The sequence below is a fragment of the Arthrobacter sp. Soil763 genome (genome assembly GCF_001428365.1).
GTDB lineage: Bacteria > Actinomycetota > Actinomycetes > Actinomycetales > Micrococcaceae > Arthrobacter.
Genome location: NZ_LMSH01000001.1, coordinates 355471 through 380534, shown reverse-complemented (window position 1 = coordinate 380534; position 25064 = coordinate 355471). Strand labels below are relative to the sequence as shown.

Annotated in this window: 25 protein-coding genes; 10 read left to right on the top strand and 15 right to left on the bottom strand. The window is 69.6% G+C overall.

All coding sequences use genetic code 11. The features are described from left to right. The first annotated feature begins 26 nt into the window (after window positions 1-26). Window positions 27-830, top strand: a complete 804-nt coding sequence (locus ASG71_RS01750) for an SDR family NAD(P)-dependent oxidoreductase (protein ID WP_056736474.1) — start codon at window positions 27-29, stop codon at window positions 828-830. On the opposite strand, the gene ASG71_RS01745 is transcribed toward ASG71_RS01750, so the two are convergent. The 3 genes from ASG71_RS01745 to ASG71_RS01735 form a co-directional block, all read right to left on the bottom strand. Then, on the bottom strand, window positions 827-1879 hold the full coding sequence (locus ASG71_RS01745) for an FUSC family protein (protein ID WP_056736472.1): 1053 nt from the start codon (window positions 1877-1879) through the stop codon (window positions 827-829). The two genes, ASG71_RS01750 and ASG71_RS01745, sit on opposite strands and share 4 nt — an antisense overlap. A 182-nt stretch (window positions 1880-2061) precedes the next feature. Next, window positions 2062-3651 carry an MFS transporter gene (locus ASG71_RS01740; RefSeq protein WP_056736470.1) on the bottom strand — a complete coding sequence of 530 codons (1590 nt, stop codon included), beginning with the start codon at window positions 3649-3651 and terminating at the stop codon, window positions 2062-2064. Between the two features lie 268 nt (window positions 3652-3919). Next, a complete protein-coding gene (locus tag ASG71_RS01735) occupies window positions 3920-4450 on the bottom strand; it encodes a GNAT family N-acetyltransferase (RefSeq protein ID WP_056736468.1) in 531 nt (176 codons plus the stop codon). Window positions 4451-4545: 95 nt separating this feature from the next. Between ASG71_RS01735 and ASG71_RS01730 the strand changes: the two genes are divergently transcribed. After that, window positions 4546-4803, top strand: coding sequence for a hypothetical protein (locus ASG71_RS01730; protein ID WP_056736465.1), 258 nt, complete (start codon window positions 4546-4548; stop codon window positions 4801-4803). A gap of 38 nt (window positions 4804-4841) precedes the next feature. On the opposite strand, the gene ASG71_RS01725 is transcribed toward ASG71_RS01730, so the two are convergent. Next, window positions 4842-7370 (bottom strand): ATP-dependent DNA ligase, encoded by a 2529-nt coding sequence (locus ASG71_RS01725; protein ID WP_056736463.1) that lies wholly within the window; start codon window positions 7368-7370, stop codon window positions 4842-4844. A 40-nt stretch (window positions 7371-7410) separates the two neighbouring features. Here ASG71_RS01725 and ASG71_RS01720 point away from each other — a divergent pair, with 40 nt between their 5' ends. Next, on the top strand, window positions 7411-8547 hold the full coding sequence (locus ASG71_RS01720) for a Ku protein (RefSeq protein WP_056736461.1): 1137 nt from the start codon (window positions 7411-7413) through the stop codon (window positions 8545-8547). Window positions 8548-8583: 36 nt separating this feature from the next. Here ASG71_RS01720 and ASG71_RS01715 read toward each other — a convergent pair whose 3' ends face one another. Next, on the bottom strand, window positions 8584-8871 hold the full coding sequence (locus ASG71_RS01715) for a Rho termination factor N-terminal domain-containing protein (RefSeq protein ID WP_056736458.1): 288 nt from the start codon (window positions 8869-8871) through the stop codon (window positions 8584-8586). Between the two features lie 112 nt (window positions 8872-8983). Here ASG71_RS01715 and ASG71_RS01710 point away from each other — a divergent pair, with 112 nt between their 5' ends. Next, window positions 8984-9382, top strand: a complete 399-nt coding sequence (locus ASG71_RS01710) for a VOC family protein (protein WP_056736456.1) — start codon at window positions 8984-8986, stop codon at window positions 9380-9382. Between the two features lie 108 nt (window positions 9383-9490). Here ASG71_RS01710 and ASG71_RS01705 read toward each other — a convergent pair whose 3' ends face one another. The 5 genes from ASG71_RS01705 to ASG71_RS01685 all read right to left on the bottom strand — a co-directional run bounded on the left by ASG71_RS01705 (window position 9491) and on the right by ASG71_RS01685 (window position 14535). After that, window positions 9491-9769, bottom strand: coding sequence for an HPr family phosphocarrier protein (locus ASG71_RS01705; RefSeq protein WP_056736454.1), 279 nt, complete (start codon window positions 9767-9769; stop codon window positions 9491-9493). 57 nt (window positions 9770-9826) lie between these two features. Continuing rightward, the gene (locus tag ASG71_RS01700) at window positions 9827-11908 is read right to left on the bottom strand and encodes a fructose-specific PTS transporter subunit EIIC (protein WP_056736452.1); all 2082 of its coding nucleotides are present in this window, start codon (window positions 11906-11908) and stop codon (window positions 9827-9829) included. 2 nt (window positions 11909-11910) lie between these two features. Beyond that, the gene (locus ASG71_RS01695) at window positions 11911-12897 is read right to left on the bottom strand and encodes a 1-phosphofructokinase family hexose kinase (protein WP_056736449.1); all 987 of its coding nucleotides are present in this window, start codon (window positions 12895-12897) and stop codon (window positions 11911-11913) included. After that, window positions 12894-13691 (bottom strand): DeoR/GlpR family DNA-binding transcription regulator, encoded by a 798-nt coding sequence (locus ASG71_RS01690; protein ID WP_056736447.1) that lies wholly within the window; start codon window positions 13689-13691, stop codon window positions 12894-12896. Before ASG71_RS01690 ends, ASG71_RS01695 begins: the two co-directional genes overlap by 4 nt. Before the next feature lie 580 nt (window positions 13692-14271). Further along, complete coding sequence (locus ASG71_RS01685) at window positions 14272-14535, bottom strand: DUF6458 family protein (RefSeq protein WP_056736445.1); 264 nt, start codon at window positions 14533-14535, stop codon at window positions 14272-14274. A gap of 489 nt (window positions 14536-15024) precedes the next feature. Between ASG71_RS01685 and ASG71_RS01680 the strand changes: the two genes are divergently transcribed. From ASG71_RS01680 to ASG71_RS01660, 5 genes are all read left to right on the top strand, one after another. Continuing rightward, the gene (locus ASG71_RS01680; protein WP_056736443.1) at window positions 15025-15642 is read left to right on the top strand and encodes an alpha/beta hydrolase; all 618 of its coding nucleotides are present in this window, start codon (window positions 15025-15027) and stop codon (window positions 15640-15642) included. Window positions 15643-15805: 163 nt separating this feature from the next. Next, a complete protein-coding gene (locus ASG71_RS01675; protein WP_235563901.1) occupies window positions 15806-16816 on the top strand; it encodes a LacI family DNA-binding transcriptional regulator in 1011 nt (336 codons plus the stop codon). 97 nt (window positions 16817-16913) lie between these two features. Continuing rightward, a complete protein-coding gene (locus ASG71_RS01670) occupies window positions 16914-17660 on the top strand; it encodes an HAD family hydrolase (RefSeq protein ID WP_056736438.1) in 747 nt (248 codons plus the stop codon). A 47-nt stretch (window positions 17661-17707) separates the two neighbouring features. After that, window positions 17708-20041, top strand: coding sequence for a glycoside hydrolase family 65 protein (locus tag ASG71_RS01665; protein ID WP_056736436.1), 2334 nt, complete (start codon window positions 17708-17710; stop codon window positions 20039-20041). Between the two features lie 69 nt (window positions 20042-20110). Further along, the gene (locus tag ASG71_RS01660) at window positions 20111-20431 is read left to right on the top strand and encodes a putative quinol monooxygenase (RefSeq protein WP_056736433.1); all 321 of its coding nucleotides are present in this window, start codon (window positions 20111-20113) and stop codon (window positions 20429-20431) included. Here the strand turns inward: ASG71_RS01660 and ASG71_RS01655 are convergent. Beyond that, window positions 20379-21173 carry an HAD family hydrolase gene (locus ASG71_RS01655; protein ID WP_200947916.1) on the bottom strand — a complete coding sequence of 265 codons (795 nt, stop codon included), beginning with the start codon at window positions 21171-21173 and terminating at the stop codon, window positions 20379-20381. The two genes, ASG71_RS01660 and ASG71_RS01655, sit on opposite strands and share 53 nt — an antisense overlap. Before the next feature lie 68 nt (window positions 21174-21241). Between ASG71_RS01655 and ASG71_RS01650 the strand changes: the two genes are divergently transcribed. Next, window positions 21242-21937 carry a FadR/GntR family transcriptional regulator gene (locus ASG71_RS01650; protein WP_056736432.1) on the top strand — a complete coding sequence of 232 codons (696 nt, stop codon included), beginning with the start codon at window positions 21242-21244 and terminating at the stop codon, window positions 21935-21937. On the opposite strand, the gene ASG71_RS01645 is transcribed toward ASG71_RS01650, so the two are convergent. The 4 genes from ASG71_RS01645 to ASG71_RS01630 are packed head-to-tail and all read right to left on the bottom strand — an operon-like array spanning window position 21934 to window position 24879. Continuing rightward, on the bottom strand, window positions 21934-22593 hold the full coding sequence (locus ASG71_RS01645) for a transaldolase family protein (RefSeq protein WP_056736429.1): 660 nt from the start codon (window positions 22591-22593) through the stop codon (window positions 21934-21936). The two genes, ASG71_RS01650 and ASG71_RS01645, sit on opposite strands and share 4 nt — an antisense overlap. 8 nt (window positions 22594-22601) lie before the next feature. Next, the gene (gene rbsD, locus ASG71_RS01640; RefSeq protein ID WP_056736428.1) at window positions 22602-23021 is read right to left on the bottom strand and encodes a D-ribose pyranase; all 420 of its coding nucleotides are present in this window, start codon (window positions 23019-23021) and stop codon (window positions 22602-22604) included. Between the two features lie 9 nt (window positions 23022-23030). Then, a complete protein-coding gene (locus ASG71_RS01635; protein ID WP_056736426.1) occupies window positions 23031-23984 on the bottom strand; it encodes a ribokinase in 954 nt (317 codons plus the stop codon). Between the two features lie 25 nt (window positions 23985-24009). Further along, entirely contained in the window at window positions 24010-24879 is an 870-nt protein-coding gene (locus ASG71_RS01630) for a sugar phosphate isomerase/epimerase family protein (protein WP_056736424.1), read from the bottom strand. Window positions 24880-25064 lie beyond the last annotated feature (185 nt).

Below are 25064 nucleotides of genomic sequence, written 5' to 3'. Positions count from 1 at the left end.
GGGACCGGCGCCGCTAGGCTGTGGCTATGAACACAGCGGACGCACAGCACCCCTCTCCGGCCGGAACCGCCCTGATCACCGGCGCCACCGCCGGCCTCGGTGCGGAGTTCGCCCGGCAGCTCGCCCGGGAGGGCCACGACCTCATCCTGGTGGCCCGCGACGGGGCCCGCCTGCGCGCCTGCGCGGCGGAGCTGGAAAACCGCTACGGCATCCACGCGGAGACCCTTGCCGCCGACCTGGCTGACGACGCCGGCGTGGCCGCCGTCGTCGATCGGTTGCAGGACCCGGCGCGTCCGGTCGACCTTCTGGTCAACAACGCGGGCATCGGGCTGCTGCACGAGTTCGCGGACAACACCGTGGCCGACGAGAAACGGCACCTGAAGCTGCACGTGGAGACGGCGCTGGAGCTGACCCACGCGGCGCTGCAGGGCATGCTCGCCCGGCAGTCGGGCCGGATCATCAATGTGGCGTCCGTGGCGGCCTTCCTGCCCCGCGGCACGTATTCCGCCGCCAAGGCCTGGCTGCTGAGCTTCAGCCGCTGGGCCAACCTCGCCTATGCCGCCCGCGGGGTGAAGGTCACGGCCGTCTGTCCCGGCTTCACCCACACCGAATTCCACGACCGCATGGGCATGGACAAGTCAGTCGCGCCCCGCTGGATGTGGCTGCAGGCCGGGCAGGTCGTCCGCGAGGGACTGGCCGACAACGCCAAAGGCAAAGCCGTGTCCATCCCGAGCCGGCGCTACAAGCTGCTCACGGCGGCGACGCGGGTGCTGCCCGCCAGGCTCGTCGCCGGCCCGCCCCGGCGGGCGAAGCAGGCCCCCGCGGGCTAAGCCGCTTGTCCGCGTTGCCGGACCAAGACGACGACGGCGATGCCGACACAGGCGCCGACCAGGGTTTCGATGGCGCGTTCGGCCACCAGCAGGTGCGGGTCGGCCGGGAAAGCCAACTGGGTCATCAGCAGGATGACCGGTGTGAAGGACACCATGGCGAGCCCGTAGTGCCGGGCCATGAACAGCTCGGTGGTGAACTGCAGGACAATCACCAGCACGGCCAGGACCGCGGTCCCGTGCCCGGGGAAGATCCGAAGCGGTGACCAGGCCCAGGGGAGCAGCACCGCCGCCACGACACCGAGGCCCAGCAGGGTGCCGACAATCCGGTGCAGCCCGCGGTAGACGCTGCTGGGCAGGTCGGCGCCGGCCAGCGGCACCGCTGCCGCGGCCATCGCCCAGTGCGGGTGTCCGGAACCGCTGACGACGCCGATGCTGCCGGCCGCCGCCACTGCCGCCAGGTAACGCGCCGCGTGCAGCCCGGCCGCACGGCGGCGCAGTCCCCGCAGCGGCGGCATCCCGCGGTTCGCGCCCGGTTCCCAGGCCCGGCCCCGGATCCAGCCGCCGAAGCCGACAGCGATCGAGAAGGCGGCGGACGCGGCACCAACCAGCAGCGGCACGGGCCAGGGCGCGGGGGTCGGGATCGAGGCGCAGGCGCCGAGGGCCAGGATGCCGAAGAAGGGACCGTTGGGTTTGAGCCCGACCCGGTCCGCGTACAAGGACCCCGCGGCGGCCAGGACCGATTCCACGGCCACCAGCCACCAGGAGTGCAGGCCGGTCACGGACAGCAGGACGCCGACGCCCAGTCCGCCGACCAGGACCAGCGCTGCCTGGAGCTGGTGCCGAAGCCGGAGCTGGTGCGGTTCGGAGCGGCCGTACATGCCGGTAAGGGCGCCGAACACGGCGTAGATGATGAGTTCTGGGTGCCCGGCTGCGAGCAGGCACAGGGAGGGAACCGCGACGCTCACGGCGACGCGCAGCGCGGAGACCCGGTCCCGGTCCGCCGGGCCGAGGCGGTGCAGCACGCGCAGATGCGGGAGCAGCGACTGCATGCGGGTCCTCCTGGGATGGCGGGGAAAGGGGAGGGACGGCCCGCGGCGCGCCAGAGGCCTGCCCCGAGTGCTTCCCCCAATGGAAAGCGCGCGGGACAGGCCTCTACGGGCGGGGCGCTGGCTGCGGCGCCCGGCAGGCGGCGCCGTCCGGTGGACGGCCCCGGACTGCCGGGACGGGCTGGTTAGGCCGGGGTCGGGACCCTGCCGGCCTCGCCGTCGTTCGAACCGGCGGCGGTGAGCGGCATGTCCATGTGCTCGAGGTCGATCAGCGGGTTCTCATCCTGCGTCGCGACCAGCTCGCGGGCCTCGTCCTCGGTGTCCACGCTCGGCATGGAGCCGGGCAGCGGCATCTGGGCGGATTCCTTGAGGAAGTAGATGGCGACCGCGCCGATAGCCGAGGTGGCCATCAGGTAGTAGGCCGGCATCATGTCGTTGCCGGTGGCCGAGATCAGTGCCGCGACGATGAACGGGGTGGTGCCGCCGAAGATGGCAACGGAGAAGTTGTACGCGATACCCATGGCGCCGTAGCGGCTGGCCGTCGGGAACTGGGCCGGCAGCGCCGACGCCAGGTTGGCCACGTAGAACGTCACCGGGAAGGCGATCATGCCGAGGCCCAGCAGCGTGGACCAGATCTCGCCGACGCCGATCAGCAGGAACGCCGGGGTGGCCAGGACCACGGTGCTCACGGCACCGATCCAGAGCACCGGGCGGCGCCCGATCCGGTCGGACAGCTTACCGGTCAGCGGGATGCACAGGCTCATGATGACCAGCACGGGGATGGTCAGCAGGGTACCGTGCAGCTCGTCGTAGCCCTTGGACTCGGTCAGGTAGGTCGGCATGTAGGACGTCAGGGCGTAGCCTGCGGTGTTGGCCGCGGCCACCAGGATCATGGCGACGATGATCGAGCGCCAGTAGGCCTTCACAATGCCCACCGGCCCCTTGGAGGCGGCCGGGTCGGCGGCGCTGGCATCCTTGGCAAGGTTTTCCTGGGCGTCCAGGGTGGCCTGGAACTGGGGGGATTCCTCGATCTTGCTCCGGAAGTACACGGCGATCAGGCCCAGCGGACCGGCCACCAGGAACGGGATGCGCCAGCCCCAGTCCTCCATGGTGTCCTGGCCGAGCGTCAGCTGCAGCCCGGAGACGAGGGCTGCGCCGGCCGCGAAGCCGAGGTAGCTGCCCATGTCCAGGAAGCTCGCGAAGAAACCGCGCCGCTTGTCCGGCGCATATTCGCTGACGAAGGTCGTGGCGCCGGCGTACTCGCCACCGGTGGAGAAGCCCTGGATGACCTTGAACAGAACCAGCAGGACGGCTGCCCAGATGCCGATCTGGGCGTAGCCGGGCAGCAGGCCGACGGCGAAGGTGCTGGCGGCCATGATCATCAGGGTCGCGGCCAGGACCTTCTGCCGGCCGATCTTGTCGCCGAGCCAGCCGAACACCACGCCGCCGAGGGGGCGGGCGATGAAGGTGGCGGCAAAGGTGCCGAGCAGGAAGAGGGTCTGGACCGTCTTGTCCGCCTCGGGCAGGAAGACCGGGCCCATGGTGGTGATCAGGTAGCCGAACACGCCGACGTCGTACCACTCCATGGTGTTACCCACGATGGTGCCGTTCAGCGCCTTCTTGAGCATCGGCTGGTCGACGACGTTGACGTCGGACTCGCGGAGTCGACGGCGGCGAAGCTTTGGTTTCTTGGCGCCCTTGGGGGCGCCCTGGTTGGTTCCGCTGGCGTTCAGAACGCCTGCTGAAGAGTCGGTCGTGCTTCGGTCATTGGGCATTTGGTGCACTCCTGGGGAGGTCATTTGCTTGCGACTTGTAGCTGCCCCGCTCCGGGCAGGCCTTCAATTTTACGCGACTTCCATGGCTTTTCCGATTCCGGTGCCGTATGATCAGCCGATTTCGGCGTCCGAAGGGCCTGGATCGGGCCGCGGGCACCCGCGATATATCCGCGTGGTTCTTGGAAAGTAGGCAGTTCGCTTATCTTTTTGGAAACTTTTTTCGCCGTCGGCCCGTTTGGAGCCTTTGTGCCCCCGTTTCAGGCCCGGTTTAGCCCTGCCGGAGGCCCTCCCGGAGGCCCTCGGCGGCAGTCCGGACCAGGCGGATTTCGGGCAGTTCCTCCCACTCGGCCGGCAGCAGTTTCCGGACCCCGTCGGGTACGAACCCGTGTCTGGCGTAGAACGCCCTGGCCCGCGGGTTGTCTTCGAGCACCCACAGGTAGGCGGGCGAGTCGCCGAGGGCCGCCTCGAGCAGCGCGGCGCCGAGCCCGCTGCCGTACGTGCGGCGCAGGGTGTACAGCGAGAACAACTCCCGCTCCTGCGGCCGGTCCGCATCCCGCCCGGGGCCGGCGTCGGCGAATCCCACGATCTCCCCGCCCTCGTCCACGGCGATGATCCGGGGGTCGGTGGCCTCCCGGAGGTAGGGGCGGCGCCGCTCGGTCCGCTCGGCGAGGCTGGCGCGCCGGGCGGCAAAGAACGACGGCGAGAGGAGCCCGGCGTAGCACTCCTCATGGACCGCGGTGTGCATGCGGACCAGGGCGGCGGCGTCGTCGGCGGTCGCCCGGCGGAGGGTGTAGTCCATGCCCCCCAGCCTAGAGACATCTCACCGGGTCGGACCTACCATGGGGGGACGCTTCATTTCATCGCAGATTTGGTTCATCGCAGAAAGGAAGAGTCATGGCCGATCATCATTCCAAGGACGACATCGCCCCGGAGGTCGCCAGCCACCTCGCGGCGTCCATGGACGAGGTCCCCGGCCCCGAGGGCAAGCGCCCTCCGCCCCCGTCGCCCGCCGACGGCCATGAGTGGCCGGACGGCAGCGGGAAACACCGCCATCCGAAGGACCGCGATGTGGTCCGCGGGCAGCAGGCGCAGCAGGTGGCGGACGCGGCGACGCACCGGCAAAGCCGCCCCCAGATCCCGCACCACGACTAGGATCTCCGGCGCGGTGCCCCGTGCACCGGGAGCCCGGGTTATTCGACGACGACGTCGGCTGGCGCCTTGTCCAGGCGCCAGCCGCGCCAGACCGGGTGGCGGAGCTTGCCGCTGCCGGTCCATTCCCCGAACGTCACCTCGCCCACCAGCCGGGCCGAGACCCACCGTGCGTCGGCGGCGTCCTCGGCCGGGACGTCGGTGAACGGGGACGTCTTGCGCGGCAGTGCGTCCAGCCGCTGCCTCAGTTCCTGGAGTTCCCGGCTGCTGAAACCGCTGCCCACCCGGCCCACGTAGCGCAGCTTGGCCCCGTCCGGTATGCCCAGCAACAGCGAACCGACCGAATCCCGCCGTCCGCCGTTGCCGGGCCGCCAGCCGCCGACCACGACTTCCTGGGTCTTCTCGAACTTCAGCTTCAGCCACGACCTGCTCCGTTGCCCGACGTAGCGCCCGTCGCTGCGCTTGGCCATGATCCCCTCCAGGCCCAGTTCCTCCGCGCTTTCCAGCAGGTGGCCGACGTCGGCGTCGATCACCTCGGAGAGTCCCAGCGGGCACGGGCCGGCGGGCAGCCCGGCGAGGAAACCCTCCAGGCGCGTCCGCCGTTCACTGAGCGGGCGGCGGCGGAGGTCCTCGCCGCCCTCGGTGAGCAGGTCGAAGAGCATCAGGCGCACCGGGGTGGCTGCCTGCGCCTTGGCGACGTCGGCGGCCTTGCTGAGTTTCATGCGTCCCTGCAGCAGGCCGAAATCGGGGCGCCCGGAGGGGCCGGTGGCGATGATCTCGCCGTCGGCGGCGAAGTCCTGCGGCGGCCAGCAGGCCCGGTCCGTGAGCTCGGGGTAGCTGGCGGACATATCGTTGCTGTTGCGGCTGATCAGCCGGATCCGCTTTTCGTCACCGAGGACCAGGGCGCGGACTCCGTCCCATTTGAGTTCGAACTGCCAGTCCTTGTCCGCCAGGTCCGCCCGGGTGCCGGCACTGGCCAGCATCGGCGACAGGTCCGCCGGGTCGGGGGCCGGCGCGGGGGAGGATGCCGCGCCGGACCGGGAAGCCTTCCCGCGCGGCGACGGACCGGTGCGCGCCGCGGAGGACGCCGCGGGCTCCGCCGCCGCCTGACCGGCGGGCGGGTCCATGAGGTGGATCAGCCACTGGTCATCGGCGCGCCCGGTGTGGATCAGGGCAAACCGGCGGGTGCCGCCCAGCCCGCCGTCCTTGCCGCCGGTGAGGGTAGCAATGACCTCCTTGCCGGCGATCCACTTTTCGCACTCGTAGTGCCCGCGGTCCCAGATGCTGACGGTGCCCGCGCCATACTGCCCCTTGGGGATCGTGCCCTCGAAGTCGGCATAGTCCATCGGGTGGTCTTCAGTCTGGACGGCGAGGTGGTTCTTGGCTTTGCTGGTGGGAACCCCCTTGGGCAGGGCCCAGGACACGAGCACGCCGTCGCGTTCGAGCCGGAAGTCGTAATGCAACCGGCTGGCGTGGTGTTCCTGGATCACGAAGCTTTCCTGCAGCGTGCCGGCGTCGTTCCGGCTTTGGTGCTGCTCCGCCGTGAAGGGTTCCGGTGTGGCGCCCTGGTCCCGCATGGTGCGGTACTTCTCCAGCCGCGGGTCGCCGTGGCCGCCGTCGCCGGAGCCCCCGGCCGACCCACCGGAACCGGAACCCCGGCCGGCCGGCGCCGCGCCGTCAGCGCCGCCGGAAATGGCCGCAAACGGATCCTTGCCGGCTTTCACCCGCTTCATCACCTCCCGGTAATCGAGCTGGTGCAGGGAGGCGGAGCCGAGTTCACGCCAGGTGCGCGGCGCCGCGACGGTGGGCCGGAGCCTGCCGCGCAGCGAATAGGGCACGATGGTGGTCTTTGCCGCGTTGTTCTGGCTCCAGTCCACCAGCACCTTGCCCGTGCGCAGGGTCTTCTTCATGTCGCTGACCGCTAGCTCCGGGTGGTCGGCCTCCAGGGCCCGGGCCAGTTCGTGCGCGAACTCCGAGACCTGGTCCGAGCTCTGCGTCCCATCCAGCGCGGCGTAGAGGTGGATGCCTTTGCTGCCGCTGGTGACCGGCACGGGCTCCAGGCCGACGTCCTGCAGGATGCCGCGGGCCAGCTTGGCGACTTCCACGCATTCGGCCAGGCCGGCGCCCTCGCCGGGGTCGAGGTCGAGCACCAGGCGGTCCGGCGGCAGCGCGTTGCCGTGCGGGTCCACGCGCCACTGCGGCACATGGATCTCCAGCGCGGCGATCTGGGCCAGCCAGGTGAGGGTGGCGGCGTCGTTGACCAGCGGGTACTGGATGGTGCGCTGTTTGTGCGTGATGGCGGCACGGGGCACCCAGCCCGGCGTCGAGTGGTCCAGGTTCTTCTGGAAGAACATCTCACCTGGCGCCCCGGCCGTCCCGACGCCGTGGACCCAGCGTTTGCGGGTGGCCGGCCGGTTGGCTGCCGCCGCGATCAGCACGGGCGCCACGGCGGCGTAGTAGGCCAGGACGTCGGCCTTGGTGGTCCCGGTCTCCGGGTACATGACCTTGTCCAGGTTGGTCAGCACCAGTTCCCGGCCGTCGACGCGGACGCGTTCCTTGCTGTCAGCCAAAAGACTTCACCTCCGTTCGGCTCTGGTGTTCACTTGAGCCATGAGAGCCATCTGGAAAGGCGCGATCGCGTTCGGCCTGGTCAACGTTCCGGTCAAGGTCTACAGCGCGACCGAGGACCACGACATCAGCCTGCATCAGGTCCATAACGCCGACGGCGGCAGGATCCGCTACCAGCGCCGGTGCGAGGTCTGCAGCAAGATCATCGACTATGAGGACATCGACAAGGCCTTCGAGGAGGACGGCCGCACGGTGGTGCTCAGCCGGGAGGAACTGAAGTCGATTCCCGCGGAGAACAGCCACGAGATCGAAGTCGTGCAGTTTGTTCCCGCCGAACAGCTGGACCCGATGATGTTCGAGAAGAGCTACTACCTCGAACCCGACGCCAAGTCCCCGAAGGCCTACGTGCTGCTGCGCCGGGCGCTGGAGGACACCGACCGGGTCGCCGTCGTGCAATTCGCGCTGCGGGAAAAGAGCCGGCTGGGGGCGCTGCGGGTCCGCGGCGACGTCCTGGTGCTGCAGGGCCTGCTGTGGGCCGACGAGGTGCGCGAGGCGGCCTTCCCGGCGCTCGAGACCAGCGTGCGGATCTCGGCCCAGGAACGGGAGATGTCCGCGGCCCTGGTGGATTCGATGGCGGCCGACTTCGAACCGGACCAGTTCACCGATGACTACCAGGTCCAGCTGCGGCAGCTGATCGACGCCAAGATCGAACAGGGCGAGGCGCTGGACACCGAAGAGACGTTCGGTGCACCGGCGGCCGAGGCCGGAAGCGGCGAGGTGATCGACCTGATGGATGCCCTCAAGCGCAGCATCGAGCGCAAGCGGGGGGCGGCCGGCGGCGCGGACGGTAACGGGGAGACCGGCGAAACCGGCAAGGCGGCTCCGGCGAAGTCCACCACCAGCCGGGCCAAGGCGGCTCCGAAGGCCGAGGCCGGGTCCGCAGCCAAGGCGTCCTCCGCCGGCTCCGGGAAGTCCGCCGCCAAGACCAGCGGCGCCAGGAAGAGCACGACGGCCAAGAGTGCCGCGTCCAAGGAGGCCTCCAAGCCCGCGGCCAAGACGACCGCCGCCAAAACTGCAGGGGCCAAGACCACCGCCGCCAAGACTGCTGCGGCCAAGAGCGCCGGCGCCAAGACTGCTGCGGCCGGGGGCGGCAGGGCGGCGGCGCGCAAGGGCGCCTGAGGCCGCGGCGCAAGCCCGCGCCACCGTCGGCATCGGCTACGAGTTCCGGAGCGCGGAGATCAGTTCGCTTTTCTTCTGCTTCGAGTAGCCGGTAAGGCCGATCTCCTTGGCGCGCTCCCTGAGCTGGGGCACCGTCCAGTCCTCGTAGTCGCCGGACTTTCCGCCCTTTCGACCCACCGCCGAACGGCCCCTACTGGCCGCGGCGTTGGAGATCCGGGCAGCCTTCTGCTTGGAGGCGCCGTCTTCGAGCAGCGACTCGTACAGTTCCGGGTCCTTGATGCTGGGGTTCTCGGAACCCTGTGGCGCACCTTTTTTCGTGGGCATGGTTCCCGGTTCCCTTCGTCGGTGGGCGCGGCCAGCCGGTTCGGCAGCCACGGTTCCCAAACTATCCATGCCCCGAGGCCAAGACAAGCACCCTCCCGGCTAGTCTGGGGGCATGGAGATGCGGCTCGAAGTTGTCCAAGTCCCGGTATCCGACGTGGACCAATCCAAGGTTTTCTACACCCGGACGCTGGGCTTCGTCCTGGACCACGACGTCGAACACATCCCCGGGATGCGCGTCGTTCAGTTGACGCCGCCGGGATCCGCCGCCTCGATTGTGATCGGCACCGGCATGACCGGGATGCGGCCGGGCAGCCTGGAGGGGCTGCAACTGGTCGTTCCGGACCTGGCGGCGCTCCGCCGCGACCTGCTGGGGCGCGGGGCAGACATCAGCGAGATCCAGGACCTCGGCGGCGTGCAGTTCGCCCACTTCAGCGACCCGGACGGGAACCGCTGGGTGCTGCAGGGCCAGACGCCACCCGCCGTCCGGGACGCCCACACGGTCTCCGCCTGAGCCGGGCAGCCCCTCGGCGCTGCCCGCCAAGTAAAGCGGCCCGGCACCCGCAGAACGACGAGGGCCCGGCACCCCCGTGGGGGCGCCGGGCCGTCGTGCGTAAAGCCGTTATTCGGCGTCGTGGTCCGTCTCGAGAATCTGGACCAGGCGCTCGAGCGCAGCGTCGGCGCCGTCGCCCTCGGCGCGCAGCACCACAACCTCGCCGTGCGAAGCCCCCAGGCTCATCAGCGAAAGGATGCTGGCAGCGTCCATGGCCTCGTCTTCCGGTTCGCCGAGCCGGGCGATGGTGATCTCCAGATCGAACTCGCCAGCTGCCTCGGCGAAGATGGCTGCCGGGCGGGCATGCAGCCCTACACGGCTGGCAATGGTGGCGTTGCGTTCGGTCATTTTTACTCCTTGGGTTCTGCGTGGGTGTTCAGCTTGGGTGGTCTGTTGCGGACCGGCTCAGACGGTGGCGGGAACCGGTTCCACCGTATCAACGCTCTTCTTGACTGCCCAGCGCTTGAGGGCGATCACGGAAAGGGCGGTGACGACGGTGCCGACGGCGATGGAGACGACGAACATCAGGAAGTTGTCGATCGCGAAGAAGACGAAGATCCCGCCGTGCGGGGCCTTGGAACCGACGCCCGCGGCCATCGAGATGGCGCCGGTGACAGCGCCGCCCACCATGCTGGCGGGGATGACGCGCAGCGGGTCGGCAGCGGCGAACGGAATGGCGCCTTCTGAGATGAAGGAAGCCCCGAGCAGCCAGGCCGCCTTGCCGTTTTCCTGCTCGGCGAGGCTGAAGAGCTTCTTGTTCAGCACGGTGGAGGCGAGGGCCATTGCCAGCGGAGGCACCATGCCGGACGCCATTACCGCGGCCATGATCTGCCACGGCGCCTGGTTGTCGAGCGAGGCGGCGCCGAGGCCGGCGACGGCGAACGAGTAGGCGACCTTGTTCACGGGTCCGCCGAGGTCGAAGCACATCATGAGGCCCAGGATGACGCCGAGGGCGATGGCGCCCGCGCCGGTCAGGCCGGACAGCCAGGTGTTCAGGCCGTTGGTGATGGCCACGATCGGACCGCCCAGGATCAGGAACATCAGGCCGGAGGCGACGATGGAGGCCAGCAGCGGAATGATCACGACGGGCATCAGGCCGCGCAGCCAGCGGGCCACCTGCAGGCGACCGATCACGAGGGCGATGTACCCGGCGAGCAGGCCGCCGACGATGCCGCCGAGGAACCCGGCGCCCATGAACCCTGCCACCGCACCGGCGACGAAGCCCGGGGCGATGCCGGGCCGGTCGGCGATGGCGTAGGCGATGTAGCCGGCCAGGGCCGGGACCAGGAAGCCCAGCGAGAGCGCGCCGATCTTGAACAGCACTGCCCCGAGGTAGGCGCCCAGCGGTCCCCATGCGTTGTCCGGGTACTCGGTGGGGAGGTTGAAGAGGCTGTTCTTGACCACGATGTCGTCGGCGAAATTCGTGATCAGGTAGCCGCCCATGAGGAAGCCCAGGGCGATCAGCAGGCCGCCGCCCGCGACGAACGGGATCATGTAGCTGACGCCGGTCAGCAGGGCCTTCTTCAGCTTCTGGCCGATGTGCTCGCCCTTTTCCTCGGCCTCCTGCTGGGCCTGCTCCTCGGCGCCGAAGTGCGGCACTCGCCGGGCGTTGGGATTGTCCGCCGCGGCCAGGGCTTCCTGGACCATCTTGTCCGGCTCGTCGATGCCGCGCTTGACCGGGGCGTTGATGACGGGCTTGCCGGCGAAGCGCTCCTTGCCGCGGACGTCGACGTCGACGGCGAAGATCACGGCGTCGGCGGCGGCGATCACGGCCGGATCCAGGGCCTTGGCTCCGGAGGAGCCCTGGGTTTCGACCTGGAGGTCCACGCCCACGTCCTTGGCGGCCGCGACGAGCGAGTCCGCGGCCATGTAGGTGTGGGCGATGCCGGTGGGGCAGGCCGTGACGGCGACAAGCCGCTTCGCACGCGGTGCCTCGGCGGCCGGAGCGGCGCCGGCGGAGGCGGTTCCCGCCGCCGTGGCATCCGCCGTCGGTGCTCCCGCCGTCGCGGCGGGGGCGGCGGCGTGGCTGGCCGGCTTGTCCGCGAGGGCGCCCTCGACCAGTTCCACAACCTCTGCCTGCGTGCCGGCGGAACGCAGCGCGCCGGTGAAGTCCTTCTTGATCAGGGACCGGGCCAGCTTGGACAGCAGCTTGAGGTGATCCTGGTCCGCGCCTTCCGGGGCGGCGATGAAGAAGATCAGGTCTGCCGGGCCGTCCTTGGCGCCGAAGTCCACGGGCTGGGACAGCCGCGCCATCGCCAGCGTTGCTTCGGTCACCGCGGTCGAACGGCAGTGCGGGATCGCGATGCCGCCGGGGACGCCGGTGGCGGTTTTGGATTCCCGGGCGAAGGCGTCGGTGAAGAGCCCTTCGACTTCGGTGGCGCGTCCGTTGGCGGCAACCCGGCCCGCGAGGTGCCGGATCACGTCCTCGGGCGTATTGCCCAGATTCTGGTCGAGCTCGACCAGTTCGGTGGTAATGAGCTGGGTCACTGTCAATCCTTCTTCAGGGCCGTGATGGTTACGGCTGCGGGGGTTGTTTGGTGCACTGCCGGGACGGTGGAGCCGGGCAGGGAGGCAGCGGCGGCCCCGTGGGCCACCGCCTGGCGCAGACAATCGACCGGGGCGGCGCCCTGGCTTGAAGCGAGCAGGTAGCCGGCGAGCGAGGAATCCCCGGCGCCGACCGTGCTGACGGCTTTGACCGGCGGGTGCGTGGCCAGCCACGCGCCGTCGGCCGTGACGAGGACCGCGCCCTTGGAGCCGAGGGTGGCGAGGACGGCGCCCACCCCGGACCGGACGACGGCGGCCGCTGCCGCCGCGGCGGCGGCCGGGTCGGCCTCCAGTTCCTCGGCGGAGCGGTCGGTGGGGAATCCCGCCGCGGCCGCCAGTTCCGCCAGTTCCTCGGCGTTGGGCTTGATCAGGTCCGGTTTCCCCAGTGCATCGCCGGAGATCGCAGCGGCGAGCGGTTCGCCGGAAGAGTCGACGGCAATGAGGGGTGCCTCGGCGCCGTCGTGCGCCGAACGCAGCCGCCGGGTGACGGTGGCATAGAAGTCGGCCGGGACCCCGGGCGGCAGGGAGCCGGCCAGCACGACCCAGCCGGCGCCGCGGGCGGAGTCCAGCAGCAGGCCGATCAGGGCCTCCTGCTGCTCGCCGCTCAGCGCCGGGCCGGGTTCGTTGATCTTGGTGGTGATGCCGCCCGGTTCGGTGAGCGCCACGTTGCTGCGCAGCGGTTCGCCGATGGGCAGCGCCGCGAACGGCACCTCGTTCTCCCGGAGCCCGGCGAGCACCGGGTCCGCTTCGGCGCCGGGGAGCACCGCGACGGTTTTGAGGCCGGAGGCCACGAGGGCGCGGGAGACGTTGACGCCCTTGCCGCCGGACTCCTGCCGGACGGACACGGCGCGCTGGACCTCGCCGCGGAGCAGCGGGCCGGGCAGTGCCACGGTGCGGTCCAGGCTGGGGTTGGCGGTGAGGGTGACGATCATGCCACCACCACCTCCACGCCGGCGTCCGCGAGGGCCTCGGCGAGGGCCGGGCCGGGTTGCTTGTCAGTGATCACGGTGTCCAGATCTTTCAGGGAGGCGAACTGGACCAGCGTTTCCGCGTCCAGCTTGGCGGAGTCGGCCAGCACCACGATGCGGCGGGCCGACTGGACGAAGGCTGCCTTGACGGCGGCCTCCTCGGGGTCGGGGGTGCTGAGGCCGAACGTGGCGGAGATGCCGTTCGTGCCGATGAAGGCGATGTCCGGCCGGATCCGCCGGGCGGCTTCCACGGTGGACTGGCCGACGGCGGCCTGGGTGAGGCCGCGGACCCTGCCGCCGAGCAGGTGCAGGGCGATGGCGGGTTCGCCGGAGAGCCTGGCCGCGATGGGCAGCGCGTGCGTGATGACGACGAGTTCCGCGTCGGCGGCTGCCGCCGGGCCGGCCGGCCGGGCGGCGAGCAGTTCCGCGAGGGCCTCGGTGGTGGATCCGGCGTCGATCAGGATGCTGCCGGAGCGGTCCTGCGGGATGAGGGTGAGTGCGGCCTCGGCGATCCTGACCTTTTCGGACTTCCGCTGCACGGTGCGCTCAAGGATGCTCTCCTCGGTGGTGCTGACCCGCTCGGGCGAGACGGCGCCGCCGTGGACCCGGCGGACGGTGCCGGCGAGTTCGAGGGCGGCGAGGTCGCGGCGGACCGTTTCCGTCGTGATACTGAACCGCTCGGCAAGGTCGGTGACGCTGGCCCGCCCGCTGGCAGCGACCAGTTCGACGATCAGTTGTTGACGTTCCTCGGCGAACACGTGCCCTCCATCGCGACGGTTGATTCGGTGTTGCTGCGTTTGGTGTTGCGGCTTCCAGCGGCTCCGGTGACCCCCATCACATGAAGTGGAATTAGTTGACTTTATCTGCGTTCATGTGGCTTTGTCAATGAAAAACCACACGAACGCAGAACTGGGTCTGTGGTTGTGCCCGGCCCGGGGCGGCCGGGAATAGTGTGGCGAAGCGCCGGGATGAGGTCCGGGTGTGGGGGAGGGCGTCCCGCGGTGACGGACATGCCCATCCATAGCGCCCGGGACTGGGCAGGCTAGGTTATGTCCACTGGCCGGCTCCGGCAACGGGCATGCCCGTTGTGCAGGTTCTCCCGTGGCGGACGGACATGCCCAATTTTCGGGCCAAGGGCTGAGCAGGATGGGTTATGCCCAGCGTCCGAGTCTTCGGATGGGCATGCTCGGTCCCGGGTTCGTCGCGCGGACGGGCGTGTCCAGTCGTGGCGGCGTCGGCGGCGTCGGCGGACGGCTGTTAAAGAGCGGACGCCGGGCCTGACCTTGCTGGTCGGGCCCGGCGTCGCGGGTGCTACTGAGGCGGTGATCCGCCCGGGGCTCAGATGCCGGCGTCGCGGCTCTCGTTGCGGGTGATGGTTTCGCCGGTGTTGGGGTCGACGACGGAGCGCGTCTCGCTCACCCGGCGCGTGCGGCCGCGACCGGGGGAGGCCAGGATCAGGGAAGCGATGAGCCCGATGACGCCGACCACCATGAGGATGTAGCCGATCATGGTCTGGTCCACGTTGGGGATCAGGCCCGGTGCGATGGCCCAGGCCAGGATGGCGCCGATGGCGATAAGGAAGATGGAGGAACCGATTCTCATGACTTGCTCCTTGTTGTCCGGTGGGACCGATAGGTAGTGCTAAGCATGCTGTCCAGCGTCACGCTACAGCCCGGTAGGTGTCCTTTCAACGATCAGGCTGCCCGCCCCGCCGGGAATTATTGCCGCAGATGGCCTCGCGGGGGAGGGACGGAGGCCTTTTTCGCGGCGGTTCCGGACGGGGGCGGGCTTCCCGGTCCAGGGCGCCGCGGGCCCGGGGCGCGGCCGTCCGGTTGGACAGCGCCAGTCCATCCGGGGCGCGGCTGTCCGGTACCGCAGCGGAAATCGAGAACCGAGGTGCCGCCCGGCGTCGTGCCCACCGAGGTGCCGCCCAGCCGTGGGTCGCGCGCCCCGGCCTAGCGCCCACCGCCCGCCCGCCGAGCGTCGATGCCTTTCGCTGCGCCCGACGCCCAGCCGGCCGGTCCGGCCCGCTCCGCCCGCCAGGCCCACCCCCGGACCGCCCCGCCGCCGGTGGCTGGCTAGGCTGTGCCCATGAACACTGTCGTATGGTCCAGGCCGGAGCATGAGCGCGCCGGCACGCCGCTGCTGGTGATGCTGCACGGCTACGGCACCGATGAGACCCGGATGGCGGACCTCTTCGCGCGCCTCCCGCCCGAGTTCACCTGCGCCGCCCCGCGCGGTCCGAAGGTGATCGGCGACGACTACGGCTGGTTCCTGCTGGACTACTTCCTCACCCACGATTTCGCCGACGTGGTCACCGCCGCCAACTCGGTCTTCGGCTGGATCGACGCCGTCAGGGACAACCACAGCAGCGTCAGCCTGCTCGGCTACTCGCAGGGCATGGCCATGGCGAGCACCCTGCTGCGGCTGCGGCCCGAAGCGTTCCGCGCCGTCGTCGGGCTGTCCGGATTTGTTCTGGACAACGAACTGCTGGCCATGAGCGAGTCGTTCAGCGAGCGGCCGCCGTTCTTTTGGGGCCGGGACAAGGAGGATCCCGTGATCAACGAGGCCGCCACCGCGCACACCGAGGAATGGCTGCACCGGCACACCCAGCTCACCGCCCGCAGCTACCCCGGCATGGGCCATGCGATCTCCCCGGCCGAGCTCGTGGACGTCGGCGCCTTCCTGCGCCACTACGTGCTGCGCTGAACCGTTCCGGCCCGCAGGGACGAAAGTCCATTCGCTGGAACGCCGGGGCCACTTGCGTGCCGAATTTATAAGCGTTTACACTCGACGTTGGCCAACTTGATCGGCCCACTACTGCAGGGGGAAGAAAGGTCCAGGCCCGTGTCGCATGGCTAAGGCTCCACGCGTGACCATCCAGGACGTCGCAGCCCTTTCCGGGCTCTCCATTTGCACCGTTTCCCGGGCGTTACGGCACCTCCCCAACGTTTCCGCGAAGGCCCAGGCCAAAGTCAGCGACGCCGCCGCCAAGCTCGGCTACAAAGCCTCCTCCGCCGCCGCCCGGCTGGCCGGCGGAACCACCGGCGCCGTGGCCATCATCGTCCCCACCGCGACCGCGTGGTTCTTCGCCCAGGCCGTCGAGGCCGCCGAGGAAATCTTCGCGGACAGCGGCTTCGACACCGTCCTGATCAGCCTGCGGAACCGGCCCGGGGTGCAGCGCAAACTCTTCGCCGACCTCGCCGGCCTGGCCCAGCGCGTGGACGGGGTGCTGCTGTTGAACGTCGCGCTCGACGGCGCGGAAACGGCCGCCCTCGAAGCGTCCGGCCTAGCCGTCGCGAGCGTCGGAATGCACGGCGTCCCCTGGGACAACGTCGGCATCGACGACGAGGAGGCGGCCCGGCAGGCCACCGGACACCTGCTCGGGCTGGGCCACTGGGACCTGGCCATGCTGGCCGGAACGGAGCCGCCCGGACGCACCGTGGTCACAGCGGACGCCCGGCGCCGCGGCTTCGAACAGGCCCTGGCCGACCACGACCTGACCGTCGACCCGGATTTGGTGGTCAAGGCAGGTTCCAGCATCGAGGGTGGCCGCCGGGCCATGACGGAACTGGTCGAGAACCGCCGGATGCCGTCGGCGGTTTTCGCCGGATGCGACGAGACGGCCTTCGGAGCGTTGATGGCACTGCGGGACCTCGGTTTGTCAGCGCCCGGGAACGTCTCCATCATTGGAATAGACGACCACCAAATGAGCTGGTTCCTCGGGCTGACCACGATTGCCCAGCCCGTCGCAGACCAGGGCGCCTTCGCCGCCACCCTGCTGGCCGAACGGCTGCACCGCCCGGGATCTGCCCATCCACCCGCCGCCCACCTGCTGGAAACCAAGCTGGTGGAGCGCAGGAGTACCGGCCGCCGGCGCTGATGCCGGTTCCATCCCGCACCGCCCGGCTGCCGCCGCGCCGCCCGCGGGATCCCCACCTGAACGACGTCCCCCGTCCCCGTTTGAAAGGACTTTCCCCATGACCGAGACCTCCACCGGCACCCCGGTCCCGGCCGACGTGCTCGCCGGCGCCTCCGCCATCCTCTTCGACCTCGACGGCGTGCTGACGCCCACCGCGGTGGTGCACGAGCGTGCCTGGCAGGAGCTCTTCGACGGTTTCCTCCAAAGCGTCCCGGAGGCCGCGGCGTACCGCGAAAGCGACTACTTCGACCACATTGACGGCAAGCCCCGGTTCGACGGCGTCCGCGACTTCCTCGCCTCGCGGAACATCGTGCTGCCCGAGGGGCCGGCGGACGACGACCCGTCGCACGACACCGTGCACGGCCTGGGCAACCGCAAGAACAAGGTCTTCAACGACATCGTCGCCGCCGGCGGGGTCGAGCCGTTCGAGGGGTCGGTCCGCTTCATCGAAGCCGCACTGCAGCGCGGACTCAAACTCGCCGTCGTCTCTTCCTCCCGCAACGCCGTTCCGGTGCTCAAGGCCGCGGGACTGTCGGACTACTTCCCGGTGGTGGTGGACGGCGTCGTGGCCCTCTCCGAGGGACTGCCGGGCAAGCCCAGCCCGGCCACCTACGAGTACGCCGCGCGGCTGCTGGGGTGGCCCAGCGTGCAGTGCGTCGTCGTCGAGGACGCCGTCTCCGGTGTCCAGGCAGGAAGTGCGGGGAACTTCCACTCGGTCATCGGCGTCGACCGCGGCGCGGGCCGGAAAACCCTGCTCGACGCCGGGGCCACGATCGTGGTCAACGACCTCGCCGAGCTGCTCTAGCCACCGCCACCGCCCTCCCACCCCACACCGCCTGAAGGAACGCACCCATGGCCCTCATCACCTCGGACCGCGCCAGGTTTCCCAACGACCCCTGGAAGCTCGTGGAAACCGTCCACCTGCCCGGCAACGCCGGAACGCTGGAGACGCTCTTCAGCGTCGGCAACGGCCACCTCGGCATCCGGGGCGCCCACTGGGCCGCCGCCGACGCCGAGCTTCCGGGCAGTTTCATCAACGGCTTCCACGAGACGTGGGACATCAAGCACGCGGAGAACGCCTACGGCTTCGCCCGCACCGGCCAGCGCATCCTCTACATCCCGGATGCCAACAACTTCGTCGTGATCATTGACGGCGAGATGCTGACGCTGGAGGAGTCCACCGTCCTGGATTACCGGCGGAGCGTTGATTTCGCCACCGGCATCTACGAATGCCGGATCGTCTGGCAGTGCCGTTCCGGTGCCACCGTGACCACCACTGAGCGCCGCGCCGTGGGCTACCAGGCCCGTGGAACACTCGGCATTTCGCTGGAGGTCTCCGCGGACCGGGACATCTCGGCGGACGTGACCTCGGCCGTGGTGAACCGGCAGGACCAGCCGGTGGAGGACCACTCGTCCCATGACCCGCGCCGCGCCGGCCGCCACGCCGGCCGCGTGCTGCTGCCGGTCCGGCTCGACGGCGGTGACGGCTCGCTCCGCCTGTCCTGGGCGGCCGCCGAATCCCGGCAGCTGCTGGGCATGGCCGTGGACCACTGGACCTCCGCCGGGGTGCAGCCATTCGACACCCAGGTGGACCAGGACGACAGCAGCGTCCGCTATGTCCTTGCCGTGGGCGCTGACACGCCGTTCGTGCTGGAGAAGAGCGTCAGCTACGCCGTGGCCCGCAGCGCGGACGAGGACCCGGTCGACACCGCCGAGCGCGGGCTGCTGCCGGTGGGCGAGATCTTCGCCCAGAGCGAGGCGCACTACCGCGACTACTGGACCACCAGCGACATCGTGGTGGGCGGCCAGCCCGAACTGCAGCAGGCCATCCGCTGGAACCTCTTCCAGTTGGCCCAGGCCACCGCCTGCGCCGACGTGGCCGGCATCCCGGCCAAGGGCGTCTCCGGTTCCGGCTACGACGGGCACTACTTCTGGGACCAGGAGGTGTACCTGCTGCCGTACCTGACGTACACCAGCCCGGGCAACGCCCGGCAGGTGCTTGAGTTCCGCCATGACCTGCTGCCCGAGGCCAGGGTGCGCGCCAAGGAGCTCAGCGTCGAGGGGGCGCTGTTCCCGTGGCGGACCATCAACGGCCTCGAAGCCAGCGCCTACTACGCCGCCGGCACCGCGCAGTTCCACATCGCGGCCGCCGTCGCCTTCGCCACGAACCGCTACGCCTGGGCCAGCGGCGACACGGAGTTCAAGCAGACCCTGGGCGCCGACCTGCTGATCGAGACGGCGCGGATGTGGGCCTCGCTGGGCTTCTTCGGCAAGGACGGGCTATTCCACATCCACGGCGTCACCGGGCCCGACGAGTACACCGCCGTCGTCAATGACAACCTCTACACCAACGTCATGGCCCGCTTTAACCTCAGGGCGGCCGCGGCCCTGGACCACCCGGGCATCGACGACGCCGAGCGGGAGCTCTGGGAGCAGGCCGCCAACCGGATGCAGCTGCCCTTCGACGAGGACCTCCAGGTCTACTCGCAGGACAACGACTTCATGACCCTGGAGCCCTGGGACTGGAGCACGCCGCGGTCCAAATATCCGCTGCTGCTCAATTTCCACCCCCTGGTGATCTACCGGCACCAGGTGCTCAAGCAGGCCGACACGGTCCTGGCGATGTTCCTGCAGTGGCAGGACTTCACGCCGGAGGAGAAGCGCCGGGCGTTCGACTTCTACGACCCGATCACCACCGGCGACTCCACCCTGTCCGCCTGCGTGCAGGGGATCATGGCGGCCGAGGTCGGCTACGGCAAAGCCGCGCTGGACCACTTCATCCACGCGCTCTACATCGACCTCGACGACACGCACGGCAACACGATCGACGGCGTCCACATCGCCTCCACCGGCGGGGTGTGGAGCTCGCTGGTCAGCGGCTTCGCCGGCCTGCGCGACCAGGGCGAGGTACCGTACTTCGACCCGCGGCTGCCCACCGAGTGGGACTCGCTGTCCTTCCACCTGAAGCTCCGCGGCGGGCTGCTGCACGTGGAGCTGGACCACACTACGCTGCGGCTGACGGTCCGGGAAGGGGCCCCGCTCGAGGTCGACGTCCGCGGCCACCGCGCCACGGTCGGCGCCGAAACGCTGGCCCTGCCGCTGCACGCCGTGATGAGCCCGGAGCCGACGGTGTTCCCCGACGGACCGCCGACGGCGTCGATCCCGGTGGTGCGCGCCGTGAACTAGCGCTCCGCGGCGCTTCCGGTCCGGACCCGGCGGACGCTAGAGTCGGGTCCACCGACCGAAGGAGAGACCGTGCCTCTTGCCTTGTACGCCGAATTCACCGCGAAGCCCGGGACGGAGGACCGGGTAGCCGACATGATGGCGGAACTGACCGAGCGGGTCCGCGCGGAGCCCGGGAACGTGGTGTTTGACCCACATACCCGCAGGGACAACCCCAGGGCGTACTTCGTGTACGAGATTTACCGGGATGAGGCGGCGTTCCAGGCCCACATCACGGCTGAGCACAGCAAGGCGTTCAACGCCGAGCTGGGCGGGCTCATCGAGGAAGACGGCTCACAGCTCAGCTGGCTGGCCCCCGCGGCCGGGACTGCGCCGCAGCACTCCCCGGCCTAGTGCACCTAGGGCGCGGTGTCCCGGGCGCCTTCCCGCCAGCCGCCGTCGCCGTCCGGGCCGCGGCCGCGGCGGCCTGAAGATCCCGGACGCTGCGCCCGGCCAGGGTGGGCCAGATTGTCAGGCCGTCTGCAGCGGCCAGCGGCTCCAGATGGGGAACTCCCAGGGTCGGCAGCCCGGCAGACCGGGCCGCCGTCGTTCCCGGCAGCGAATCCTCAATGGCCAGTACGTTCCGGCGGGACAGCCCGGGGCGGGTCCCGGCGAGCAGCGCGAACGCCATCTCGTACGCCTCCGGATGCGGCTTGCCGTTGCTGACCATGTCCCCGGTGACGGTCTGCTCGAAGCTGCCGGCCGGAAAATGCCTCAGGATGTCATCGACGATGTGCCGGTGCGACATGGTGACAAGGACGCAGGGGATGCCGTGCGCCCGGAGGTCCGCCAGCAGCTCCGCGGCTCCAGGCCGCCACAGCACCCCGCCGCGGAGCCGGTCCCGTACGCCGGCCGTGACACGCTGCGCTATCTCCTCGACCGGGAGCCGGACCCCGGCGCGCTGCAGGACCCGGACGGAGTCCGCCTGGGACCGGCCCATGATCGACTGGGCCTGGCTTTCGGTCCAGCTGCCCCCGAAGCTCCCGACCAGGCCGGCCTGCACGGCCCGCCAATGGTGTTCGGTGTCCACCAAAGTGCCGTCCAGGTCCCACAGGACTGCCTCGAGCCGGGTCTGCCGGCGGTGGATGGTGGTCACGCCGCTCCTCCCTGCCGCGGTGCGCCCGCGGCCGCCGGGCCGTCCCGGCGGTGAACTATGCTGGGCCAATGGCCCTAACGGATGATGCGATTGCCAGGATCAAGGACATGATCCTTACCGGCGAATTGTCGCCTGGAGACAAACTCCCCCCGGAAAACGAACTGAGCGAGAAGCTCGGGCTCTCCCGCAGTTCGCTGCGGGAGGCTGTGAAGGCCCTTGAGACCATCAGGGTGCTCGACGTCAGGCGGGGCGACGGCACATACGTCACGAGCCTGGAGCCGGCGCTGCTGAAGGAATCCGTGGCCTTCATGGTGGACCTGAGCCGTGACTCATCGGTCCTCGAACTGCTGGCGGTGCGGCGGATCCTGGAGGCCTCGGCGGCCTCGCTCGCGGCCCAGGCGATCTCCCCGGAGCAGTTGGCGCTGCTGCACAAGGAAATCGACGATGTCGACGTCGACTCCGCGGAAAACCTGGTGGAACACGACCTGAACTTCCATGCACTGATCGCCGAGGCCTCGGGCAACTCGTATCTGGCCAGTCTGCTGTCCGGCCTGAACAGCCGCACGGTGCGGGCCCGGGTCTGGCGGGCCCTGACCCAGGAAGACGCCGTGGCCCGCACGCTCGCGGAGCACCGGGCGATCGCGGACGCGCTGGCGAACGGCGACGCGGAATTGGCCCGGGCCCTGACCATCGTCCATGTCAGCGGCGTCGAACACTGGCTCAAGCGGTCCCTGCCGGGTAAGGAGAACCGCGCCGCCCGCTAGGCGGCGCCCTCCATCCGCGCGGATTCGGCTTCGAAGACCTCGACGGCGGCAGCGGTGAGCGGATCGGCGAAGAACTTCTGCCACGTCCCCGGAGCCAGGGTGAAATGAGAGACGCCCAGCCCGGCCAGGGAGGCTATCTGGGCTGTCTCCCGGAGGCTGGCGACAAGGAGCTTAAGCGGCGAGCCGCCGGCAGTGATGAACTGCTGGATGGCCGCGATTTCGGCGGTTCCGTCGCGGCCGGCGTCGTGCATCCGACCCAGGTACGGGGCCAGGAACTCGGCACCCGCGGCCATCGCCGGCAGCGCCTGTTCCCGTGCATAGACCGCCGTGACCAGGACCCGGGCGCCCCCCGAGGTGAGGGTCCGGCTGGCGGCGATGCCCGCCGCCGTGGCGGGGACCTTCACCACGACATTGCTGCCCAGGGACTGGATCCACGCCCCCCGGTCCTCCAGTTCGGCCTTGCTTGAGCCCCACGACTGGACGAAGACCGTGCCCGCGCCGGCCGCGGACGCCCAGTCGACCAGCTCCGGGATGCTGCGGTTCAGCACCCCGGCGCCAGCGAGGATGCTCGGGTTGGTGGTCAGGCCCGCGAAAAGCCCGCTGCGCAGCAGCGGCTCGGCTTGAGCCCGGTCCGCCGTGTCCAGATAAAAATGCACGAAAGCTCCTAGGTCTCGTCCGGGCCGTAGGCGACGCCGGCATGAAGGATGATGTTGGCGTAGGGAGTGAACTCGCCGGACCGAACGGCGGCGCGGGCCGAGGCCGTGCGGGCCTTGAACTCGGTGTGCGGGACGAAGTCCGGAACCACCCCGGCCGCATTGAGCCGCTCGAGGATGCGGCTGAGCATCGCGGGGCTGGCCTCGCGGATCTCCTCAGCCAGGGTGGCGCCTTCGATCACCACTTCGGCGAGGACCGCGTCCAGGACCGCCAGGAACGGCGGTTCGGACGGGAAGTAGGCAAGGTCGACGCGTTCGACCGCCGGCGGGATCGGCAGGCCGGCGTCGGTCACCACGAGCGTGTCCGTGTGGCCGGTTTCGGACACCACCCGCGAGAGCTGGGGGTTGAGGATTCCGTGGGTTTTTCTCATGCTGCGCTCCTAGCGGCTTGGGACATGGGCGGAAAGGAAAAGATCGACATCGTCGGCGGCGGGCAGGCTGGGGGAAGCGCCCTTCTTGGTGACGGCCAGAGCTCCCGCGGCCATCGCGCGCCGGATGGCCTCGTCAATGGACAAGCCTGCGGCGAGCGAGGCGCCCAGGTAACCGGAAAAGGCGTCGCCGGCGGCGGTGGTGTCGACGGCGGTCACGGGGTAGGAATCGAAGACCGTCTGCCGGTCGGCCGTGACCAGGACCGCCCCGGCTGAGGCGAGGGTGATGATGGCGCCCCCGGTACCCTGCGCCAGGAACCATTCCCCGGCGCGGACCGCGCTCGCCGCGTCCGTGACCGGAATGCCGGTAATCAGGCTCGCTTCGGTCTCGTTGGGCGTGACAAAATCCACGCTGGCCCAGGTCTCCCGGTCGAGGGCGGCAGCCGGCGCGGGGTCGAGGATAACCGTCAACCCGGCGGTCCGGGCGGCCCGGACCGCGTGGGCGGCGGCCTCGCGGGGGATTTCCAGCTGGGTGAGCAGGACCGACGCCCGCGGCGCGAGGCGGGAGACCGCGTCGGAAATCTGGCCGGGAGTCAGGTGGTCGTTGGCGAGCGGCACCATCACAATGTCGTTTTCCCCGGAATCGTCCACCCGGATGTGGGCGATCCCGGTGGGGGCCTCGACCACCCGCAGTTCGCTGGTGTCCACTCCGTGCGCCTCCAGCCCGTCGGTGACCAGAGGCCTGAACAGGTCATTGCCGACGCACCCCACCATGAAGGACGGAGCGCCCGCCAGCCCGCTGGCGACGGCCTGGTTCGCTCCCTTGCCTCCGAGCAGCAGGGTGAACTCCTCCCCGAGGATCGTTTCGCCTCTCTGGGGCAGTCGTTTTGAAAAAGTTGTGACGTCGGCAGTGATACTTCCTACGATAACGACGCCCTCGCGCCCGTTTTCGCTGGTGGTAGTCATATGTTAGCCCCTATAGATCGGATGTTTAGTGCTTGGCGATGGAGGAAACCGCCGCCAGCTGGCCGCGGATGAAAGCGTTGGCATGGGCGCCCAGGTCCGCCGAGTCCTCCCAGAGGTTGCGCCATACGCCCAGGGTGTTGCTCAGGTTGTCATCCACAACGGCGGAGGAGAACGACTCAAAGACCACCGGCCCGTCGTAGCCGACCAGCGCCAGGCCGCGGAAAAAGGCGCCGAAATCCACGCTTCCGGAGCCGAGATAGCCGCGGTGGCTTTCGCCGATGTGGACGTAACCCAGCCTGGCTCCCGCCGCGAGCACCGGGCTCAACAGGTCCGGTTCCTCGATGTTCATGTGGTAGGTGTCGAGATGCAGGAAGACGTTGTCATGGTCGATTTCGTCCATGAAGGCAAGGGCCTGCCTGCCGGTGTTCAGCAGGTTGCTCTCGTAGCGGTTCACCACCTCCAGGCCCAGCTTGATACCAAGCGTCGCGGCGCGGTCCGCGAGTCGGTGCAGGGCGGCGGCGCTGTTGCGGCGGCCGGCCGCGGTGGGTGGCCGGTCGTACTTCTGCATGGCGCTGTAGAGCACGCCGCACAGGTAGTCGGCCTCCAGGTCGTGGACGAGTTCGAGGCACTTGTTGAGGGTCTCCTCGCCCCTGGCCACCACGGAGGCGTCCTCGCTGCTGAGGTCAGTCCCGGCGGTCAGGCCGAGGGATGCGGTCGCGGCCAGGCCGTGCTCCCGCAGGGCCCGGGACGCCTGTCCAGGATCGAAGGACCAGGGATCCATGAGCGGGATTTCGAGCAAATCGAACCCGGCCTCGGACGTCGCGCGGGCCGAGGCGGCGAAGGAAACCGGGTCCAGCGAGCCGTTCCAGACCAGGCTGTGGCAGCCAATCATCATATGTTTCTCCCGTAACGATTTCTAAACATCCGACCAAAGGGTGTGTTTTAGGTCATATTTGACCTTACTCTAGTTATGGGCCAAGGATAGATACATCAAGATACAAGTTGGCTCCGGGCAGTGCCGCCGCCCAACGAGTACCGGCCGCGAGGCATCAGCGTTATCTCCGAAGAAGTAGGTGAGAC

Excerpts from the sequence above, each read along its gene's own strand:
- ASG71_RS01695 (WP_056736449.1), bottom strand. The coding sequence starts at position 12,897 with ATGATCGTCACCCTCACCGCCAACCCCAGCCTGGACCGCACCGTGGCA.
- ASG71_RS01685 (WP_056736445.1), bottom strand. The coding sequence starts at position 14,535 with ATGAGAATCGGTTCCTCCATCTTCCTTATCGCCATCGGCGCCATCCTG.
- ASG71_RS01745 (WP_056736472.1), bottom strand. The coding sequence starts at position 1,879 with ATGCAGTCGCTGCTCCCGCATCTGCGCGTGCTGCACCGCCTCGGCCCG.
- ASG71_RS01635 (WP_056736426.1), bottom strand. The coding sequence starts at position 23,984 with ATGACTACCACCAGCGAAAACGGGCGCGAGGGCGTCGTTATCGTAGGA.
- ASG71_RS01650 (WP_056736432.1), top strand. The coding sequence starts at position 21,242 with ATGGCCCTAACGGATGATGCGATTGCCAGGATCAAGGACATGATCCTT.
- ASG71_RS01740 (WP_056736470.1), bottom strand. The coding sequence starts at position 3,651 with ATGCCCAATGACCGAAGCACGACCGACTCTTCAGCAGGCGTTCTGAAC.
- ASG71_RS01710 (WP_056736456.1), top strand. The coding sequence starts at position 8,984 with ATGGAGATGCGGCTCGAAGTTGTCCAAGTCCCGGTATCCGACGTGGAC.
- ASG71_RS01670 (WP_056736438.1), top strand. The coding sequence starts at position 16,914 with ATGACCGAGACCTCCACCGGCACCCCGGTCCCGGCCGACGTGCTCGCC.
- ASG71_RS01705 (WP_056736454.1), bottom strand. The coding sequence starts at position 9,769 with ATGACCGAACGCAACGCCACCATTGCCAGCCGTGTAGGGCTGCATGCC.
- ASG71_RS01735 (WP_056736468.1), bottom strand. The coding sequence starts at position 4,450 with ATGGACTACACCCTCCGCCGGGCGACCGCCGACGACGCCGCCGCCCTG.
- ASG71_RS01720 (WP_056736461.1), top strand. The coding sequence starts at position 7,411 with ATGAGAGCCATCTGGAAAGGCGCGATCGCGTTCGGCCTGGTCAACGTT.
- ASG71_RS01715 (WP_056736458.1), bottom strand. The coding sequence starts at position 8,871 with ATGCCCACGAAAAAAGGTGCGCCACAGGGTTCCGAGAACCCCAGCATC.
- ASG71_RS01630 (WP_056736424.1), bottom strand. The coding sequence starts at position 24,879 with ATGATGATTGGCTGCCACAGCCTGGTCTGGAACGGCTCGCTGGACCCG.
- ASG71_RS01680 (WP_056736443.1), top strand. The coding sequence starts at position 15,025 with ATGAACACTGTCGTATGGTCCAGGCCGGAGCATGAGCGCGCCGGCACG.
- ASG71_RS01730 (WP_056736465.1), top strand. The coding sequence starts at position 4,546 with ATGGCCGATCATCATTCCAAGGACGACATCGCCCCGGAGGTCGCCAGC.
- rbsD (WP_056736428.1), bottom strand. The coding sequence starts at position 23,021 with ATGAGAAAAACCCACGGAATCCTCAACCCCCAGCTCTCGCGGGTGGTG.
- ASG71_RS01665 (WP_056736436.1), top strand. The coding sequence starts at position 17,708 with ATGGCCCTCATCACCTCGGACCGCGCCAGGTTTCCCAACGACCCCTGG.
- ASG71_RS01750 (WP_056736474.1), top strand. The coding sequence starts at position 27 with ATGAACACAGCGGACGCACAGCACCCCTCTCCGGCCGGAACCGCCCTG.